This is a genomic window from Burkholderia sp. 22313 (assembly GCF_052045245.1).
In the GTDB taxonomy this organism is placed as follows: Bacteria; Pseudomonadota; Gammaproteobacteria; order Burkholderiales; family Burkholderiaceae; genus Burkholderia.
In genome coordinates this window covers 1-17,201 of the sequence record NZ_JBQEON010000009.1, presented here as the reverse complement: position 1 = coordinate 17,201, position 17,201 = coordinate 1, and the positions used below count along the sequence as shown (strand labels likewise).

Below are 17,201 nucleotides of genomic sequence, written 5' to 3'. Positions count from 1 at the left end.
TTTTACCGACCTTCTCGCATTCCCCCATGAATCCTCCGAAATCCGCTCCTGACGCTCAGGGTCTGTCCTATCGCGACGCAGGCGTCGACATCGACGCGGGCGACGCGCTCATCGACAAGATCAAGCCTTTTGCGAAGAAAACCCTGCGCGACGGCGTGCTCGGCGGCATCGGCGGGTTCGGTGCGCTGTTCGAGGTGCCGAAGAAGTACAAGGAGCCCGTCCTCGTGTCGGGCACCGACGGTGTGGGCACCAAGCTCAAGCTGGCCTTTCATCTGAACAAACACGACACCGTCGGCCAGGACCTGGTCGCGATGAGCGTGAACGACATCCTCGTGCAGGGTGCCGAGCCGCTGTTCTTCCTCGACTACTTCGCGTGCGGCAAGCTCGACGTCGACACGGCTGCAACCGTCGTCAAGGGCATCGCGCACGGCTGCGAGCTGTCGGGCTGCGCGCTGATCGGCGGTGAAACGGCTGAAATGCCGGGCATGTACCCGGACGGCGAATACGACCTGGCCGGTTTCGCGGTCGGCGCGGTCGAGAAGAGCAAGATCATCGACGGCAGCACGATCGCCGAAGGCGACGTGGTGCTCGGCCTCGCATCGAGCGGCATCCACTCGAACGGCTTCTCGCTCGTGCGCAAGATCATCGAGCGCGCGAACCCCGACCTGTCGGCGGATTTCCACGGCCGCTCGCTGGCCGATACGCTGATGGCGCCCACGCGCATCTACGTGAAGCCGCTGCTCGCGCTGATGCAGAAGCTGTCGGTGAAGGGCATGGCCCACATCACCGGCGGCGGCCTCGTCGAGAACATTCCGCGCGTGCTGCGCGAAGGCCTCACCGCCGAACTCGACCAGAACGCCTGGCCGCTGCCGCCGCTGTTCAAGTGGCTGCAGGAGCACGGCGGCGTCGCCGATGCCGAAATGCACCGCGTGTTCAACTGCGGGATCGGGATGGCCGTGATCGTTTCGGCGGCCGATGCCGACGCAGCGATCGCCGACCTGACGGCCGCCGGCGAGCAGGTGTGGAAGATCGGCACCGTGCGTGCGAGCCGCGAAGGCGAGGCGCAGACGGTCGTGGTCTGACACACCGCAAGCAGGATGCAGCAAGGAAAACCGCCCGGAGTCGATCCGGGCGGTTTTTTTTCGGGCGCGCCCTTTCACGTATCGGCGCGCCATTGAAGGAGGAACGACGATGACCGAAGACGAACGTGCGATTCGCGATCTGGTGGAAACCTGGTTCGTGTCGAGCCGGCGCGGCGATCTGGCGACCGTGCTCGACCTGATCGCCGACGACGCGATTTTCATGGTGGCCGGCCAGCCGCCGTTCGACAAGGCGGCGTTCGCGGCCGCGTCGCGCGACGCCAATGCGGCGGCGGGCACTGCGCCGAAAGTCGACGGCCGTTACCGGATCGACGAACTGCGTGTGATGGGCGACTGGGCGTACCTGCGCAATTTCCTGGAGATCGACGTGACGACGCCGGATGGCGACACCCTGCGCCGCTCGGGCCATACGCTGACGATCTTCCGCAAACTGGACGGCCGCTGGCAACTCACGCGCGACGCGAATCTCGTGACGCTCGCGCATTGAGCGCGTTGCCGTTCACGCCGACGCTCGTGTCGATGATGCGTCGATCGACGTGACGTTCGCGTGCGGGTGACCGGCGCCCGTATCAGGCCGGCGGCAGACGGCCATCGAGCACGCGTTCGAGCGTGTCGAGCGCCTGCGCGGTCGAATCCGGCGCGACGCAATCGACGACGAGCCGCTCCGGCATCGCGCGCAGCCACGTGATCTGCCGTTTGCACAGCTGGCGCGTCGCGAAGATGCCCTTGTCGCGCATGGTCCGGTAGTCGGTGTCGCCGTCGAGGAATTCCCATGCCTGGCGGTAGCCGACGCAGCGCATCGACGGCAGGCCGAGATGCAGATCCTCGCGACGGCGCAGCCGTTCGACTTCATTGATGAAACCCGCGTCGAGCATCGCGTCGAAGCGTTGCGCGATGCGCGCGTGCAGCACCGCGCGGTCCGACGGCTCGAGCGCGACCGGCACGAAGCGGTACGCGGCGGCCGCGTCATCCGTGGGCCGCGGCGCGGCGAGCAAGGTCGACATCGGCTGCCCGCTCAGCAGGAACACTTCGAGCGCACGCTGGATCCGCTGCGAATCGTTCGGCGCAAGCCGCGCGGCCGTCGCGGGGTCGACCTGCGCGAGCCGCGCGTGCAACGCGGGCCAGCCGTCGCGCGCGGCGTCGGCGTCGAGCTCCGCGCGCACGGCCGGGTCGGCGGTCGGCAGGTCGTTGAGGCCCTGCGTCAATGCCTTGTAGTACAGCATCGTGCCGCCCGCGAGCAACGGCGTGCGGCCGCGCGCGACGATCTCGCCGATCAGGCGCAGCGCATCCGCACGGAATTCGGCCGCCGAATACGCATCGGCCGGGTCGATGATGTCGATCAGATGGTGCGGCACGCTCGCGCGCTCGTCGCGCGTCGGTTTCGCGGTGCCGATATCCATGTCGCGGTAGACGAGCGCCGAATCGACGCTGACGATCTCGATCGGGCGGCGCGCGGCCAGCGCCAGCGCGGCGGCCGTCTTGCCCGATGCGGTGGGGCCGAGCAGGCAGGCGATCGTCCTCGGACGGGAGGGCGGGGATGCGCTCATTGCCCGCGCATGAAGAGGCGGTCGAGATCGTTCAGCGTGAGCTGATACCACGTCGGCCGGCCGTGATTGCATTGGTCCGCGCGTTCGGTGGCTTCCATCTGGCGCAGCAATGCGTTCATCTCGTCGAGCGTCAGGCGCCGGTTCGCGCGCACCGCGTGGTGGCACGCGAGCGTGCCGAGCAGCTCGTGCTGGCGCTCGGTGAGCACACGCGAGCCGCCGAACGCATGCAGGTCGGCGAGCACCGCGCGCGCGAGCGACTGCAGATCCGCGTCCTTCAGCAGTGCGGGCACCGCGCGGATCGCGAGCGACGTCGGCGACAGCACCGCGAGGTCGAAGCCGAGCGATTCGAGCGTGTCGCGTTCTTCCTCGACCGTGCCGATCTCGACCGGCGTCGCCGTCATCGATACCGGCAGCAGCAGCGACTGCACCGCGACCGTGCGGTCGGCGAGCGCGTTCTTGAACTGTTCGTACAGGATCCGTTCGTGTGCCGCGTGCATGTCGACGATCACGAGGCCGTACGCATTCTGGGCGAGCACGTAGATTCCGTGGATCTGGCCGAGCGCGAAGCCGAGCGGCTGCTCGTCGTGCGCGGTGCCGGCGAGCGGCGACGCGACGAAACCCGACAGCGGTGCGATCGGCGCATCGGCCGAATCCGCCGCGTCGCGCGCGACGATCGTCGTGCCGTCCGGCGTGCCCGCACCCGTGTCCTTGCGGCCGAACAGCGCGTCGTAGAGCGCGAGCGGTTGCGCGACCGGCAGCGTGCCCTGCGTCATGCGCGCCTGGCGCATCCACGTGTTGCCCGACGACGATGACGGTGCCGCTGACGGCGACGAGAAGCCGCTGCCGCCCGTGCCGGTGGCGGCGCCCTGGCCGAGCGGCGTATTCAGGAACGATGCGGGGCTGCCCGGCGCCGGGGAGAGTTGCGCGGCATGGCCGCCCGCGGTGGTTTCCGGCGACGCGCCCGCATGGCGCGCGAGCGCGCGCTGCACCGCGTGGAATACGTACTGGTGGATCGAGCGCGAATCGCGGAACCGCACTTCGATCTTCGACGGGTGCACGTTCACGTCGACCGCTTCGGGCGGCAGGTCGAGGAACAGCACGTACGACGGGTAACGGTCGCCGTGGAGCACGTCCTCATACGCCGCGCGCACCGCGTGGGTGAGCAGCTTGTCGCGCACGAAGCGGCCGTTCACGAAGAAATACTGCTGGTCGGCGCGGCCGCGGCTCGCGGTCGGCAGGCCCGCGCAGCCGTAGACGGCGAGCGGCCCGGCCTGCTCGTCGAGCGGCAGGTGCGCGGTCGCGAAGCTGTCGCCGAGGATCTTCGCGACGCGCTGCGCGGGCTCGGTCGCGTTCCAGTGCTCGACGGCCTTGCCGTTGTGCAGCACGGAGATCGCGACGTCCGGTCGCGCGAGCGCCGCGCGGCGGATCATTTCGAGGCAGTGGCCGAACTCGGTCTGTTCGCTTTTCAGGAATTTGCGGCGCGCAGGCGTGTTGAAGTACAGCTCGCGTACCTCGATCGTCGTGCCGACCGCGCCGGCGGCCGGCGACAGCGCGCCCGTGGTCGCGTCGATCTTCGTCGCATGCGCGACGTCGGCCGTGCGGCTCGTGATCGACATCTCCGCGACCGACGCGATCGACGCGAGCGCTTCGCCGCGAAAACCCAGCGTCGCGACCGCCTCGAGTTCCTCGAGCGAGCGGATCTTGCTCGTCGCGTGACGCATCAGCGCGAGCGGCAGCTCGCCGGGCGGAATCCCGCAGCCGTCGTCGGTGATCGAGATGCGCTTGACGCCGCCTTCCTCGAGCACGATGCGCAGCGTCGTCGCGCCGGCGTCCATCGCGTTCTCGAGCAGCTCCTTGACGACCGACGCCGGGCGTTCGACGACCTCGCCGGCGGCGATCTGGCTGATCAGCTGGTCGGGCAGGGGCTGGATCGCGCGCAGCGGGCGCGCAGCGGGGGCGGGCGCGGCGCCCGCGGCCGTTTCGGTGATTTCGGACATGGCCGAATTATAGCGAGGCGGCGGGGGCGTGCCGGCGCCGCGGGCGGTTACGTTTTTTCACGGAGCCTTAAGGGAGTTTCGGTATCATGGCTCCGTTCAGCGCGTCGCCTTGTCCGGCGGGCGCTTCCGCTTGTTTCGGCCGTTCCGGCCCTTTCGCCTTCGAGGAATTGCATTTGGATACGCTGCTTCATTTCGTCAACCTGGTCCTGCATATCGACGCATTTCTCGGCGACTTCATCCGGCAGTACGGCGCATGGGTGTATCTGGTGCTGTTCCTGATCGTGTTCTGCGAGACGGGGCTCGTCGTGTTGCCGTTCCTGCCCGGCGATTCGCTGCTGTTCATCGGCGGCGCGTTCGCGGCGACGGGCGACATGAACGTCGGCGCGCTGATCGTGCTGCTGCTGATCGCGGCCATTACCGGCAATACCGTGAACTATCTGATCGGCCGCTGGATCGGGCCGAAGGTGTTCAACACCCATATCCCGGTGCTCGAGCGCTTCCTCGATCGGGCCGCGCTGCAGAAGACTCACTCGTTCTACGACAAGCATGGCGGCAAGACGATCGTGCTCGCGCGCTTCATTCCGGTCGTGCGCACGTTCGCGCCGTTCGTTGCCGGCGCGTCGTCGATGAGCGTCACGCGCTTCCAGCTGTTCAACGTGATCGGTGCGCTGCTCTGGGTGCTGCTGCTGGTGCTGCTCGGCTACTTCTTCGGCAACATCCCGTTCATTCGCCAGTATCTGAACGTGATCGTGCTGGCGGGGATCGGCGCGGCGATCGTGCCGGTCGCGCTCGGCGCGTTGTGGAAGCTGGTGCGCGGGCGGCAATCGGGCGATACGCAGAAGACGGGCGGGCGCTGAGCCGGCGCGGTTTCTCTTCTTCGCAATTGAAAAGCGTGGCGGTTGTGAACTGCCACGCTTTTTTTCGTCCGTACGGTTCAGGTGTTGCGATGCGAGATCGGCGTTTCGGGCGTCGGGTATTGCGCGTCGCGGAACGTCTCGAGGATCACGCGGTTGGTATCGCAGTACACCTGCCAGTAGTTCTCCGGCTGCGTCGACGGGCGCACGAACAGCAGCGGGCCTTCCGGCGTGAACTGCAGCACGCCGACGTCCGGTGCCGGCACCTTCATCACGTTCGGGATCAACTGGATCTGCGTCTTCAGGCGGTTGATCGCATCGGCCGCGTCGACGCCGTTCGCGATCTTCGCGGTCAGGTCGACGCGGCGATGCGGCGTCGCGCTGTAGTTCGCGATGTTGTCCGAGAAGATCTTGTTGTTGCCGACGATCGTCACGACGTTGTCGGCGGTGATGATCGTCGTGCCGAACAGGCCGAGTTCCTTCACCGTGCCGGTGACGCCGCCCGCGCTGATCACGTCGCCGATCTTGAACGGACGCAGCACCTGCATGAACACGCCGGCGGCGAAGTGCGCGAGCAGGCCGCCCCAGGCGGTGCCGATCGCGAGGCCGAGGCCCGCGAGCAGTGCGGCGAACGACGTGGTCTGCACGCCGAAGATCTGCAGGATCGCGAGGATCAGCAGGATCGTCAGCAGCACGCCGACCACCGAGGTCAGGTAGTCGGTGAGCGTCGGGTCGACCTTGCCGCTGCGGCGCACGACCTTGCCGAGCAGTCCGGTACCGATCCGGATTGCCCAGCGGCCGATGAACCACAGCGCGATCGCGGCGAGCAGGTTGAGGCCGAAGTCGAGGCCGCGGGTCATCAGGAATTGCTGGGCGGTTTCAAGATTCAGCATGGGTACTCCATGAAATGAAAGAGAGCCGGCAGTCGGCTTGGCGACCGATGGTTATAACCGAACAGGCGAGGATCGAGGATGAAAGAGTGTTAAAGCCGGGGCTGCATCGAATGGAATCGAGGGTGGTTCGCGGCATGCGTGCGTGAGTTCGGAATGCCGGAAGCATGCGGCGCGCGTTCGCGCTCGAGCGAGCGAGCGCGCGTCGATCGCATGACGGCGGTTGGCGCTCGGCCGGTCGGTCGTCTACTTGTGCCGCGGTGTGAACGGCCGCTGCTGGACGTCCGCGCCATGCGCGACGATCGCCATGCTTTCGGGCACTTCTTCCCATGCGCCGCGCAGATCGACGAGCGGCTCCGACACGACCATGAACGCGTCGTCGCCGGCTTCCGCGATGCGCGGGTTGTGCGGATAGAGTTCGTGCAGATGCTTGAACGACGTGCTGTGAAACAGCGAGCGCGACTGCCGCTCGCTCGAGTAGCGCACCGCGATGATCCGGTCGCCGTCGGTCGCGCAGATCGTCATGTTCAGCGGCTCGGCGACGCGATAATGCGCGGCGGTTTCCTCGACCACGCCGACCATGCGCTCGAGTGCCGGCAACGGCGTGTGCTCGAGGCCGTAGGTCAGCGCCAGGCGGAACATCAGCTCGGAGTCGGTCGAGCCTTCGAGCGTCGGGAACAATGCCGGGTCGACCTTCAGCGTCAGGTCGCGGCGCAGCTTGTGGAAATCGCGGATCAGCCCGTTGTGCGCGAACAGCCAGCGGCCGTGGCGGAACGGGTGACAGTTGGTTTCCTGGACGGGGGTATCGGTGGCCGCGCGGATGTGCGCGATGAACATCCGCGAGCGGATCGCGCGGGCGGCTTCGCGGAGGTTGCGGTCGTTCCATGCGGGATGCACGGAGCGGTAGCGAAACGGGAGTTCGTCGGGATGGCCGTACCAGCCGATGCCGAAGCCATCGCCGTTGGTGGTTGTCGCACCCAGCTCCGAATGCAGGCTCTGGTCGATCAGCGAATGCTTCGCGCGAAACAGGACGGTCTCGAGATGGATCGGATTACCCGTATAGGCGAGCCAGCGGCACATGGAGCACTCCTTCGCGATGCGTCTCCGCGCATGGTAGCCGAGTTCATGGCGCAGCCGCAGGCGATTCGCAGCGGCCGGCCGATTGGCCGGGGCCGCCGCGATCGTCATGCAACGGTTCCAACCTTGGCGTCCGGCGTGCGCGTCAGTCGCCGAGCGCGTCCATCACGCGTGCGGAGTAGACCAGTGCCGCCCCCGCATTCAGCGCGATCGCGACGCCCAGCGCTTCCGCCACTTCCTCCTTGGTCGCACCATGCTTCGCGGCTTCGGCCGTGTGCACCGCGATACAGCCGTCGCAGCGGGTCGTGACGGCCACCGCGAGCGCGATCAGCTCGCGGGTCTTGGCATCGAGATGCCCCGTCTTGGCACCGGCGCCGGACAGCGCCTTGTAGCCGGCCAGCGTGTCGGGCGACAGCTTGGCGATTTCGCCGATGCGCGTCGAGAGTTCCTTCCGGTATTCGTTCCAGTTCAGCATGATGCGTCCTTTCTAGCAGAGGGGTTGGGCGGCGGATGCCGCGATCTCGGGCGATGCAGGACTGATTCTGAGCGTTCACGCTGAGGGTTTCGATACGCTAGAGTGTCAATTTTTAGCGCAAACGTCTCATGGATGCATTGAGTCAACTGTTGTCGCTGGGCCGCAGTCACGTCGAGCTCGACGTGCGCTGCCTGCTCGACGGTCCTTTCGCGATGCCGCACGATCCGTTACCGCCGGGCGAGGCGGCGTTTCACCTGTTGCTGGCGGGATCGTGCCGGCTGCGCACCGCCGCCGGGCGCACGCTGCGGCTGACCGACGGCGACTTCGTGCTGCTGCCCGCCGGCGATGCGCACGATTTGTTCGATGCGGACGGCGGCGGCGTGCGGTCGGTCGCGCCGTTGCGCGAGCCGGGCGCGGCCGCTGGCGCGGTGCTGCCGGTCAAGTCGAATCGCGCTGGCGCGGAGCCGGCCGATGCGAGTGTGGACCTGCTTTGCGGGCGTTTCGTCTATGCGCGCGGCGCCGGTGAATTGCTGATGCGCACGCTGCCGCGCGTGCTGCACGTCGGGCTGCGCGACGCATCGGGGCTCGCGTCGCTGCAATTGCTGACGAACGTGTTGCGCGCCGAGGCATCGAATGCGCAGCCCGGTGCGCGCGCGATCGTGAACGCGCTCGGGCAGGCGCTGCTCGCGTATGCGTTGCGCGCGTATGGCCGCGATGCACGCGTGCCGGCCGGCTGGCTCGCGCTTGCGGCCGATGCGCGGCTTGGCCCGTCGATCCAGGCCGTGCTGCAGGCGCCGGAGAAACCGTGGACGGTCGAATCGCTCGGCGGGGCATCCGCGATGTCGCGCGCGACCTATGCACGGCATTTCCGTGTGAAGGCGGGGATGAGCGTCGGCGCGTTCGTCGCGCAGATCCGGATGATGCACGCGTGCGCGTTGCTGCAGGACACGCAGCGCGGGCAGGCGGAGATCGGGCAGGCAGTCGGATATCAGTCGGAGGCGGCCTTCGGCAAGGCATTTCGCGCGGTGCTCGGCACGACGCCGGGGCGCTGGCGGCGGGCGCAGCGGGGCGGGTAGATGGCAGGAAGCAGACGCAAAAAAGCCTCCACTCGGGAGGCTTTTTTTGCACTATCAAAGATAGTTGGTAGGGTGGGAGGGACTCGAACCCTCGACTCTCTGATTAAAAGTCAGATACTCTAACCAACTGAGTTACCACCCCACGTTCTTGAAACTTGTTTTGGTTCGTTGTTTCAACAACAACTTGTAGAACGACCCAAAGAGCAAAAGATTATAGCGACGGGTTTTAGGGCTGTCAACAACCCGTCACGATAATTTATTTGATGCTCTCGATCTTGCCCTGTGCCGTCTGCGCCGCGTTCGATCCCGCGTACTGCGACACGACCTGCTCGAACGTCTTCTTCGCGGCCGCCTTCTGGCCTTGCTCGAGCTGGTTCGTGCCGATCGCCACGAGGGCATCGGCCGCCCGCGGATGCTGCGGATACTTGCTCACGATCGCCTGCCACGTCGCAGTCGAGCCGCGGTAGTCGCGCAGCGCGTATTGTGCATTGCCGAGCCAGTACTGCGCGGTCGGCTGGTACGGGCTCTGCGGATACTTCGCGATGAAGCTGCGGAACGACGCCGCGGCCGCCTTGAAGTTGCCGTTGCGGAACTGCTGCTGTGCCGCGCTGAGCGCATCCGTTTCACCCGGCTGCACGGTGCCTTCGACGCCATCGATCGTCGCCTGCTGCGGCTCGAACTTCTTGAGTCGCGTGTCGAGATCCTGGTAGTACTCCTTCTGCTGGCGCTCGAGCGTCGTGAGCCGGTTCGTCAGGTCCTCGTTCTCGCCGCGCAGCGTCGCGACCTGCTGGTTCAGCTGGTCGATACGGCCGGATTGATCGAGGATCGTACGCTGGGCGGCCGACAACTGACTGGACAGGTTGTCGCTCTTGCTGCGTAGATCGAGCACGGCGCGGCGCGCCTCATTGTCGTCGAACATGCCGGCGTGCGCCGGCGCGGCAGACCACGCCGCGCCGACGACGCAGAATGCTGCGGCTACGCGCAGCCAGGATACACGGTGCGTCATACGGCAACTCTTCCGTTACGGTTCTTACTGCTGGTAGACGAGGTCGGCGCGACGGTTCTGCGCCCACGATGCTTCGTCGTGACCCGATGCTTGCGGCTTTTCCTTGCCGAGGCTCACGGCTTCCATTTGCGAGTCGTTCACGCCGAGCAGTGCCATCGCGCGGCGGACAGCTTCCGCACGCTTCTGGCCCAGTGCGAGGTTGTACTCGCTCGTGCCGCGTTCGTCGGTGTTGCCCTGGATCAGCACGTGGCGCTGCGGGTGGCTCTTCAGGTACTGAGCGTGTTGCTGCATCAGCGGCTGGTACTCGTCCTTCACCGAATAGCTGTCGAAGTCGAAGTAGATGCTGCGCTTCGCGAGCGGGCTGTTCGGATCGTTCAGCGGATCGACGTTCACTTGCGCGACGTTGTCGGCGCTCGGCTGCGTGCTGACCGCACCCGCGTTGGCCTTGTCGTCGAGCTTCACACCCGACTTGCACGCTGCGAGCGCGCTGATCATCATCACGGCCAGGGCCAGACGAGCTTTATTCGACATCATGGTTACTCTCCTTGTGGTCATTGCATGAAGGGCCCCCACGACGGCTCACGAACGGAGCCGCCCTGGACGGACAGGATCTGCGGCGGCGCGCTGCCGTCGGAGGGCACTGCTGCCAGCACGTTACGGCCACCCGACTGGGTCGCGTAGAGAAGGTACTGGCCGTTTGCCGCGAAGCTCGGCGATTCGTCGCGATTGGTATTCGTAATGGCGTTCGCCGCGCCGGTCTGCAGATCCTGAACGTACAGCTTGAACCCCCCACCCGTGCGGGAGATGTAGGCGAGCAGCTTGCCGTCCGGGCTGATGCGCGGGCTGGTGTTGTAGCTGCCGGTGAAGGTCACGCGTTGTGCCGCGCCGGCGCTTTCGCCTTGCGCGGGCATCCGGTAGATCTGCGGCGCGCCGCCGCGATCGCTCGTGAAGTAAATCCAGCGGCCGTCCGGCGAGTAGAACGGCTCGGTATCGATCGAGCTGCTCTGCGTGAGCCGGCGCAGGCCGCCGCCGTTTGCATTGACCGTATAGATTTGCGTATTGCCCGTCAGCGACAGTGCAACGGCCAGCGTGTTGCTGTCCGGCGACCACGCCGGCGCGCTGTTGTTGCCCTTCTGGTCCGAGACCATGTAGCGGCGGCCGGTCGGCAGGTCGTGGATATAGACGATCGGCTTCTTGCGCTCGAACGACACGTACGCGACCTTCGTCCCGCTCGGCGACCACGCCGGCGAGATGATCGGCTCGGTGCTCGACAGCGCGATGCGCGCGTTCTGGCCGTCCGAATCCGAGATCTGCAGCTGGTAGCGGTTGCCCGTCTTGATCACGTACGACAGGCGCGTGGCGAACACGCCGCGCACGCCAAGCAGCTTCTGGTAGATGTAGTCGGCGATCTTGTGGCCGGCCGTGCGCAGCGTGGTGTCGGTGGCCGTCAGCGACAGGCCGCCCAGGCTTTGCTGCTTCACGGTGTCGTACAGGATGAAGTTCACCTTGTACTGGCCGTTCGCTTCGCGGTTCACGCTGCCGGCGACGAACGCGTTCGCGCCCTTGGCCTTCCATGCGCCGAGATCGACCGATGCGGTCTCGGGCACGGGCGTGCTGCCCGCATCGATGTTGGTGAATTTGCCGCTGCGGGCGAGGTCCGCACGGACGATCGACGTGACCTGTTGCGGCAGGCCTGCCTCGTTCGTGAAGTTCGCGGTGGCGATGGGGAATTGGGTCGAACCGACGCCGGTGATCAGCACGTTGACCTGCGCGTTAGCGGCGCCGCCCGCCGCAATCAGACACGAGGCCACGAGTGCCCTGAAACCTAGTTTCGTCATCAAACTCATGCTTCTTGCTTCCCATGTGACTTGGATCGCTGCGCAACCGCAGAGACAGTAAAAATACCCGATTCGTTCCCGTCTGGCAGCGACGCACGGAGTGTAAGCGCATTTGCGTTCACTCCGCCGCCTTGAAGGTAATCGTAATGTCGGATGGGGTACGACCGTTAGAATCGGGCGGCAACGGGACCGACGCCTGGATCGCATTGACCACGGCTTGATCCCACCCCGAATTTCCGCTCGAGCGGCGGATCGAAACGCTCATTACGTCGCCCGACGGCGTGCAGCGGATCGCGACGACGGTCGTCAGGCCGGCGCGTTCGCCGCCCCAGACGATGTTCGGCTTCACGCGGCGACGCACCTTGTCAGGATAGCCGGGCGATGCGGCATTGCCGCCGGAACCGGAGCCGGTGCCGCTGCGCGCGAGGCCTTCGCCGCCGCCTTCGCCGGCGCCGGACATGCCCTGCATCTGCGCGAGGCGTGCGCTGCGCTCCCGGTCGAGCTTCGCCTTCGACGCCGCGTCGGCTTTCGCGCGTGCCGTTGCTTCAGCCTTCGCCTTGGCCTGGGCTTCCGCCTTTGCCTTCGCGGCCGCGTCGGCCTTGGCCTTCGCCGCCTGCTGCGCTTCCAGCTGCGCCTGCTTCTGTTGCTGCTGTTTCTGCTGCTGGAGTTTCTGCTGTTCGAGCTTCTGCTGCTCCACGAGCTGCTGTTGCTTGAGCTTGTCGGCCTGCTTCTGCTTTTCGCGCTCGGCGGCCTTCTGCGCGGCGAGCGCGGCGGCCTGCTGGGCCGCGAGCTGTTCGCGCCGGGCTTCCTCTTCCTGGGCCTTCAGTTGCTGCGCGCGGCGCTGCTGCTCGAGCAGCGCTTCGCGTGCGGCCGCTTCCTGCTGCCGTTTCTTTTGCTGCAGCGCGATGTCCGCCTGTTCGTCCCGGACCGGGGGAGGGGGTGGCGCGAGCTTCGCTGGCGGCGTGGGTGCGACGACCGGCCGCGGCGCGGGGACGTCGGGCACCTCGGTCCACAGCTCGGCTTCGGCGCCGGCCGGCGTGCTGTTCTGCCACTGCACGCCATGGTAGAGAAACAGCGCGAGCAGCACGTGCATCAGCGCGGCGAGCGCGAACGCGCGCCAGGTGCCGCGCTCGCGAGGTGGCTGAGACGGGTAGGCGTTGCTGCGCGTGGATTGCTGCTGCCGGTTCATTGCGATTTGACGAGGAGGCCGACGCGCTTGACGCCACGCGCCTTCAGATCCGACATCACGGTCATGACCGCATCGTACTGCACGGTCTTGTCGGCTGCGATCACGACCGGCTGGTCAGGATGATCGGCCTGCCGGGCCGAGATGAAGCTGTCGAACTCGGCCTTGGTCATCGTGTCTTCCTGCGTCGCGCCGGCGTCACCCTTGTACTTGACGCTCATCGTGCGGTCGGCCTTGATGTTGACGACGACGGGCGGCGTTTGTTCCTGCGGTGCGGCATTGCCGACGGTCGGCAGGTTGATGATCGACGGGGCGACGAGCGGTGCCGTGACCATGAAGATCACGAGCAGCACGAGCATCACGTCGATGTACGGCACGACGTTGATGTCGGCCATCGCACGGCGCCCGCGGCCGCCGCGCATGCTGGATCGAATGGGACTTCCTGCCATGGCGCGCTCCTTACTGGGCCTGACGCTGCAGGATGTTCGAGAACTCTTCGATGAAGGTCTCGAAACGGATCGCGAGGCGGTCGATGTCGTGTGCGTAGCGGTTGTACGCGACCACCGCCGGAATCGCGGCGAACAGGCCGATCGCGGTGGCGACGAGCGCCTCGGCGATGCCCGGTGCGACGTTCGCGAGCGTGGCCTGCTGCACGTTCGCGAGGCCGCGGAACGAGTTCATGATCCCCCAGACGGTGCCGAACAGGCCGATATACGGGCTGACCGAGCCGACCGAGGCGAGGAACGCGAGGTTCGCTTCGAGGACGTCCATTTCGCGCTGGAACGACGCGCGCATCGCGCGGCGCGCCCCGTCGAGCACGAGGCCCGGGTCGCTGATGCGTTTTTCCTTCGCCTTCAGGAATTCACGCATCCCCGATTCGAAGATCCGCTCGAGCGCGCCGATCGTGTGGCGGTTGTTGGCGGCGCTCTGATACAGGGCCTGCAGGTCGCCGCCCGACCAGAAATCCTTTTCGAAGCGTTCGGTCTGCGCGCGTGCGCGGCGGATCGCGAACCACTTGCGGAAGATGAAGGTCCACGACATCAGCGACAGCAGCAACAGCAGCCCCATCACAGCCTGGGCCAGCACGCTCGCGTTGAGGACGAGGGAAATGATCGACAGGTCTTGAGAAGTGTTCATAGAGGTTTGAGTAACGTCCCTTCGGGGGTGCCCGGCGAGGGTGCGCGGTGTGCGTGCGGCGCGGCGCGCCGGCCAGGCCTGGCGCCGAACCTTGCTTAGTATCGATTCAGGAAGGCAAGTTCATAGGCTTTGTCTAAACGGTGCTCATGCGAGCTTCGTTGACAATGAAGTCTGCCCGGCGTCGATGACGGGCCCGCGATGCAGCGCGTCGAGCACGACCGGCGGGATCGCCGCGGGCCGGATACCGGTTCGGTCGACGCAGCCGAGGCGGATGTGCCCGGCGACGAGCAGCGTGTCGCCACGCCAGGCTTCCTGCGTGAATTCCACCGATGCGCGGCCGATGCGTCCGGGCCGGCTCGTGATCGTCAGCGCATCGTCGAGTCGCGCCGGCGCGCGGTAGTCGAGCGACGTGCTGCGAACGATGAAGATCGCGTCCGTTTCGTCGGCGAGCCGTCGCTGGTCGATGCCGCACGCGCGCAGCCATTCGGTGCGGGCGCGCTCGAAGAATTTCAGGTAGTTGGCATAGAAGACGATGCCGCCTGCGTCGGTATCCTCGTAGTACACGCGTACCGGCCAGGTGAAGCCGGAGGGGGTGTCCGGAGAGCGGGTAGGCTGAGTCATGGCGCGCATTCTACCGGAACGGCGGAACCCGATTCGTAACCGATTCGTAACGGAATGTAGTGCGCCGTAGCACGCCGCAGGCCGGCCGGAGGCGGGCCTGCGGCTGCGGGCTGCGGGTCAGGCGCGATGGATCGTGAGGCCGGCCGGGGCCTGCGCGACCGGCATCATTTCGATCGTGTTGATGTTGACGTGCGCGGGGCGCGTGGCGATCCAGTAGATCGTGTCGGCGATGTCCTCGGCCGTGAGCGGCTGGACGTTCTGGTACACGTTCGCCGCCTTTGCGTCGTCGCCGCGGAAGCGGACGTTCGAGAATTCCGTGCCGCCGCACAGGCCCGGCTCGATGTCGGTTACGCGCAACGGCGTGCCGATCAGGTCGGCGCGCAGGTTCAGGCTGAATTGTCTGACGAAAGCCTTGGTCGCACCGTATACGTTCCCGCCCGGATACGGATAGGTGCCGGCCACCGAGCCCAGATTGAAGATATGGCCGCGACCGCGCGCGATCATGCCGGGCAGCAACGCATGCGTGACGGTCACGAGGCCCGAGCAGTTCGTATCGATCATGGTCTGCCACTCGTCGAGGCTCGCCTTCTGGGCCGGCTCGACGCCGAGCGCGAGGCCGGCGTTGTTGACAAGCACGTCGAGCGCGGCGAATTCGGCGGGAAGGGCGGCCGGCACGGCTTCGACGGCCGCGCGGTCGCGCACGTCGAGCTCGAACGGCAGCAGCGCGTCGCCGAGTTCGGCCGCGAGCGCATCGAGGCGATCCTTGCGGCGCGCGGTGGCGACGACGCGATGGCCGCCCTTGACGAAGGCACGGGCGATGGCGGCGCCGAAGCCGGCGGACGCACCTGTGACGAACACGATCATTGCTGCTCCTGGTCGGTTGCAAAGTAGCGGATAGTATCCCGCAAGCCTACTGAGAATGCCGCACCGCGGCAAGGCGGCGAAGCGTGTCGGCACGGGCACGTAGAGTCTGGCCCTTATTGTTCGGGGGCCACTGCCGCGCGGTTGCCTATTCATGACGCATCCAATACACTAACGCGCTCATCACCCCTGCGTGACTGGCGATAGAACCCTTCGGGTTCAAGGTGGAGCATCCCACCGTGAAGCGCGGGGCGCCGTTTTTGCCGTTCGCCTGGGCAGCCGTTGTGCGCCGTTGCGTGCATCGCCGGTGGCTGTCCTGTCTCGCGTCATACGGATTCTTCCGCCACGTCGAGCGGGTTCCGCCAGCACCGCAATGTACTCGGCCGCCCCGGTCAACCTGTACACACTTAACGGAAACCGTATGTTTGACAGAGCCCAAAGCACCATCGCGAACGTCGATCCCGAACTCTTTGCAGCGATCGAGCAGGAAAACCGCCGGCAGGAAGATCACATCGAGCTGATCGCGTCGGAAAACTACACGAGCCCGGCCGTGATGGCCGCGCAGGGCTCGCAGCTCACGAACAAGTACGCGGAAGGGTATCCGGGCAAGCGCTACTACGGCGGCTGTGAATACGTCGACGTGGTCGAGCAGCTGGCGATCGATCGCGTGAAGCAGCTGTTCGGCGCGGAAGCGGCGAACGTGCAGCCGAACTCGGGTTCGCAGGCGAACCAGGGTGTGTTCTTCGCAATGCTCAAGCCGGGCGACACGATCATGGGCATGAGCCTCGCGCACGGCGGTCACCTGACGCACGGCTCGCCGGTCAACATGTCGGGCAAGTGGTTCAACGTCGTCAGCTATGGCCTGAACGAGCAGGAAGACATCGACTACGACGCTGCCGAGAAGCTGGCGAACGAGCACAAGCCGAAGCTGATCGTCGCGGGTGCATCGGCATTTGCGCTGAAGATCGATTTCGAGCGTCTGGCGAAGATCGCGAAGTCGGTCGGCGCGTACCTGATGGTCGACATGGCCCACTACGCCGGCCTGATCGCGGCAGGCGTGTACCCGAACCCGGTGCCGCACGCGGACTTCGTGACGACGACGACACACAAGAGCCTGCGCGGCCCGCGCGGCGGCGTGATCCTGATGAAGGCCGAGTACGAGAAGCAGATCAACTCGGCGATCTTCCCGGGCATCCAGGGCGGCCCGCTGATGCACGTGATCGCCGGCAAGGCAGTGGCATTCAAGGAAGCGCTGTCGCCGGAGTTCAAGGCATATCAGCAGAAGGTGGTCGAGAACGCACGCGTGCTGGCTGAAACGCTGGTCAAGCGCGGCCTGCGCATCGTGTCGGGCCGTACGGAAAGCCACGTGATGCTGGTGGACCTGCGCGCGAAGAAGATCACGGGCAAGGCAGCGGAAGCGGCGCTCGGTGCGGCGCACATCACGGTGAACAAGAACGCGATCCCGAACGATCCGGAAAAGCCGTTCGTGACGAGCGGTATCCGCCTGGGTTCGCCGGCGATGACGACGCGCGGCTT

General features: G+C 66.3%; 18 protein-coding genes, 1 tRNA gene and 1 riboswitch. Of the genes, 5 read left to right on the top strand and 14 right to left on the bottom strand.

The annotated features are described in order from the left end of the window. The first annotated feature begins 26 nt into the window (after positions 1-26). Positions 27-1,082 carry a phosphoribosylformylglycinamidine cyclo-ligase gene (gene purM / locus ACTJKF_RS09655; RefSeq protein WP_057926698.1) on the top strand — a complete coding sequence of 352 codons (1,056 nt, stop codon included), beginning with the start codon at positions 27-29 and terminating at the stop codon, positions 1,080-1,082. A gap of 109 nt (positions 1,083-1,191) precedes the next feature. Then, positions 1,192-1,587, top strand: a complete 396-nt coding sequence (locus ACTJKF_RS09650) for a YybH family protein (protein ID WP_440623331.1) — start codon at positions 1,192-1,194, stop codon at positions 1,585-1,587. An 82-nt stretch (positions 1,588-1,669) separates the two neighbouring features. Here ACTJKF_RS09650 and miaA read toward each other — a convergent pair whose 3' ends face one another. After that, a complete protein-coding gene (gene miaA, locus ACTJKF_RS09645) occupies positions 1,670-2,647 on the bottom strand; it encodes a tRNA (adenosine(37)-N6)-dimethylallyltransferase MiaA (RefSeq protein ID WP_440623330.1) in 978 nt (325 codons plus the stop codon). Next, on the bottom strand, positions 2,644-4,644 hold the full coding sequence (gene mutL / locus ACTJKF_RS09640; RefSeq protein WP_440623329.1) for a DNA mismatch repair endonuclease MutL: 2,001 nt from the start codon (positions 4,642-4,644) through the stop codon (positions 2,644-2,646). The genes miaA and mutL overlap by 4 nt, the downstream gene beginning before the upstream one ends. Positions 4,645-4,817: 173 nt before the next feature. Between mutL and ACTJKF_RS09635 the strand changes: the two genes are divergently transcribed. Beyond that, complete coding sequence (locus ACTJKF_RS09635; RefSeq protein ID WP_440623328.1) at positions 4,818-5,501, top strand: DedA family protein; 684 nt, start codon at positions 4,818-4,820, stop codon at positions 5,499-5,501. 77 nt (positions 5,502-5,578) lie between these two features. Here ACTJKF_RS09635 and ACTJKF_RS09630 read toward each other — a convergent pair whose 3' ends face one another. The 3 genes from ACTJKF_RS09630 to ACTJKF_RS09620 all read right to left on the bottom strand — a co-directional run bounded on the left by ACTJKF_RS09630 (position 5,579) and on the right by ACTJKF_RS09620 (position 7,940). Further along, a complete protein-coding gene (locus tag ACTJKF_RS09630; protein ID WP_440623327.1) occupies positions 5,579-6,391 on the bottom strand; it encodes a mechanosensitive ion channel family protein in 813 nt (270 codons plus the stop codon). Positions 6,392-6,634: 243 nt separating this feature from the next. Then, complete coding sequence (locus ACTJKF_RS09625; RefSeq protein WP_440623326.1) at positions 6,635-7,468, bottom strand: class II glutamine amidotransferase; 834 nt, start codon at positions 7,466-7,468, stop codon at positions 6,635-6,637. A 142-nt stretch (positions 7,469-7,610) separates the two neighbouring features. After that, positions 7,611-7,940, bottom strand: a complete 330-nt coding sequence (locus ACTJKF_RS09620) for a carboxymuconolactone decarboxylase family protein (RefSeq protein ID WP_043189451.1) — start codon at positions 7,938-7,940, stop codon at positions 7,611-7,613. 128 nt (positions 7,941-8,068) lie between these two features. Between ACTJKF_RS09620 and ACTJKF_RS09615 the strand changes: the two genes are divergently transcribed. Beyond that, complete coding sequence (locus tag ACTJKF_RS09615) at positions 8,069-9,016, top strand: cupin domain-containing protein (RefSeq protein WP_440623325.1); 948 nt, start codon at positions 8,069-8,071, stop codon at positions 9,014-9,016. Between the two features lie 65 nt (positions 9,017-9,081). Here ACTJKF_RS09615 and ACTJKF_RS09610 read toward each other — a convergent pair. From ACTJKF_RS09610 to ACTJKF_RS09570, 9 genes are all read right to left on the bottom strand, one after another. Continuing rightward, positions 9,082-9,158 (bottom strand) — tRNA-Lys (locus tag ACTJKF_RS09610). A 114-nt stretch (positions 9,159-9,272) separates the two neighbouring features. Continuing rightward, positions 9,273-10,022 carry a tol-pal system protein YbgF gene (gene ybgF / locus ACTJKF_RS09605; RefSeq protein ID WP_440623324.1) on the bottom strand — a complete coding sequence of 250 codons (750 nt, stop codon included), beginning with the start codon at positions 10,020-10,022 and terminating at the stop codon, positions 9,273-9,275. A gap of 24 nt (positions 10,023-10,046) precedes the next feature. Further along, positions 10,047-10,556: a peptidoglycan-associated lipoprotein Pal gene (gene pal, locus ACTJKF_RS09600; RefSeq protein WP_006753270.1), complete on the bottom strand. Its 510-nt coding sequence runs from the start codon at positions 10,554-10,556 to the stop codon at positions 10,047-10,049. A gap of 17 nt (positions 10,557-10,573) precedes the next feature. After that, a complete protein-coding gene (gene tolB, locus ACTJKF_RS09595; RefSeq protein WP_440623323.1) occupies positions 10,574-11,869 on the bottom strand; it encodes a Tol-Pal system beta propeller repeat protein TolB in 1,296 nt (431 codons plus the stop codon). A 109-nt stretch (positions 11,870-11,978) separates the two neighbouring features. Beyond that, positions 11,979-13,049: a cell envelope integrity protein TolA gene (gene tolA / locus ACTJKF_RS09590; RefSeq protein ID WP_440623322.1), complete on the bottom strand. Its 1,071-nt coding sequence runs from the start codon at positions 13,047-13,049 to the stop codon at positions 11,979-11,981. Beyond that, positions 13,046-13,495: a protein TolR gene (tolR, locus tag ACTJKF_RS09585; protein ID WP_440623321.1), complete on the bottom strand. Its 450-nt coding sequence runs from the start codon at positions 13,493-13,495 to the stop codon at positions 13,046-13,048. Before tolR ends, tolA begins: the two co-directional genes overlap by 4 nt. A 10-nt stretch (positions 13,496-13,505) precedes the next feature. Then, positions 13,506-14,183 (bottom strand): protein TolQ, encoded by a 678-nt coding sequence (gene tolQ, locus ACTJKF_RS09580; protein ID WP_021157170.1) that lies wholly within the window; start codon positions 14,181-14,183, stop codon positions 13,506-13,508. A gap of 144 nt (positions 14,184-14,327) precedes the next feature. Continuing rightward, positions 14,328-14,813 carry a tol-pal system-associated acyl-CoA thioesterase gene (ybgC, locus tag ACTJKF_RS09575; RefSeq protein ID WP_440623320.1) on the bottom strand — a complete coding sequence of 162 codons (486 nt, stop codon included), beginning with the start codon at positions 14,811-14,813 and terminating at the stop codon, positions 14,328-14,330. 108 nt (positions 14,814-14,921) lie between these two features. Continuing rightward, the gene (locus ACTJKF_RS09570) at positions 14,922-15,668 is read right to left on the bottom strand and encodes an SDR family NAD(P)-dependent oxidoreductase (RefSeq protein WP_440623319.1); all 747 of its coding nucleotides are present in this window, start codon (positions 15,666-15,668) and stop codon (positions 14,922-14,924) included. A gap of 180 nt (positions 15,669-15,848) precedes the next feature. Continuing rightward, positions 15,849-15,949: riboswitch (ZMP/ZTP riboswitch) on the top strand. A 137-nt stretch (positions 15,950-16,086) separates the two neighbouring features. Here ACTJKF_RS09570 and glyA point away from each other — a divergent pair. Continuing rightward, a partial coding sequence (gene glyA / locus ACTJKF_RS09565; protein WP_440623318.1) for a serine hydroxymethyltransferase occupies positions 16,087-17,201 on the top strand: 1,115 nt, incomplete at its 3' end.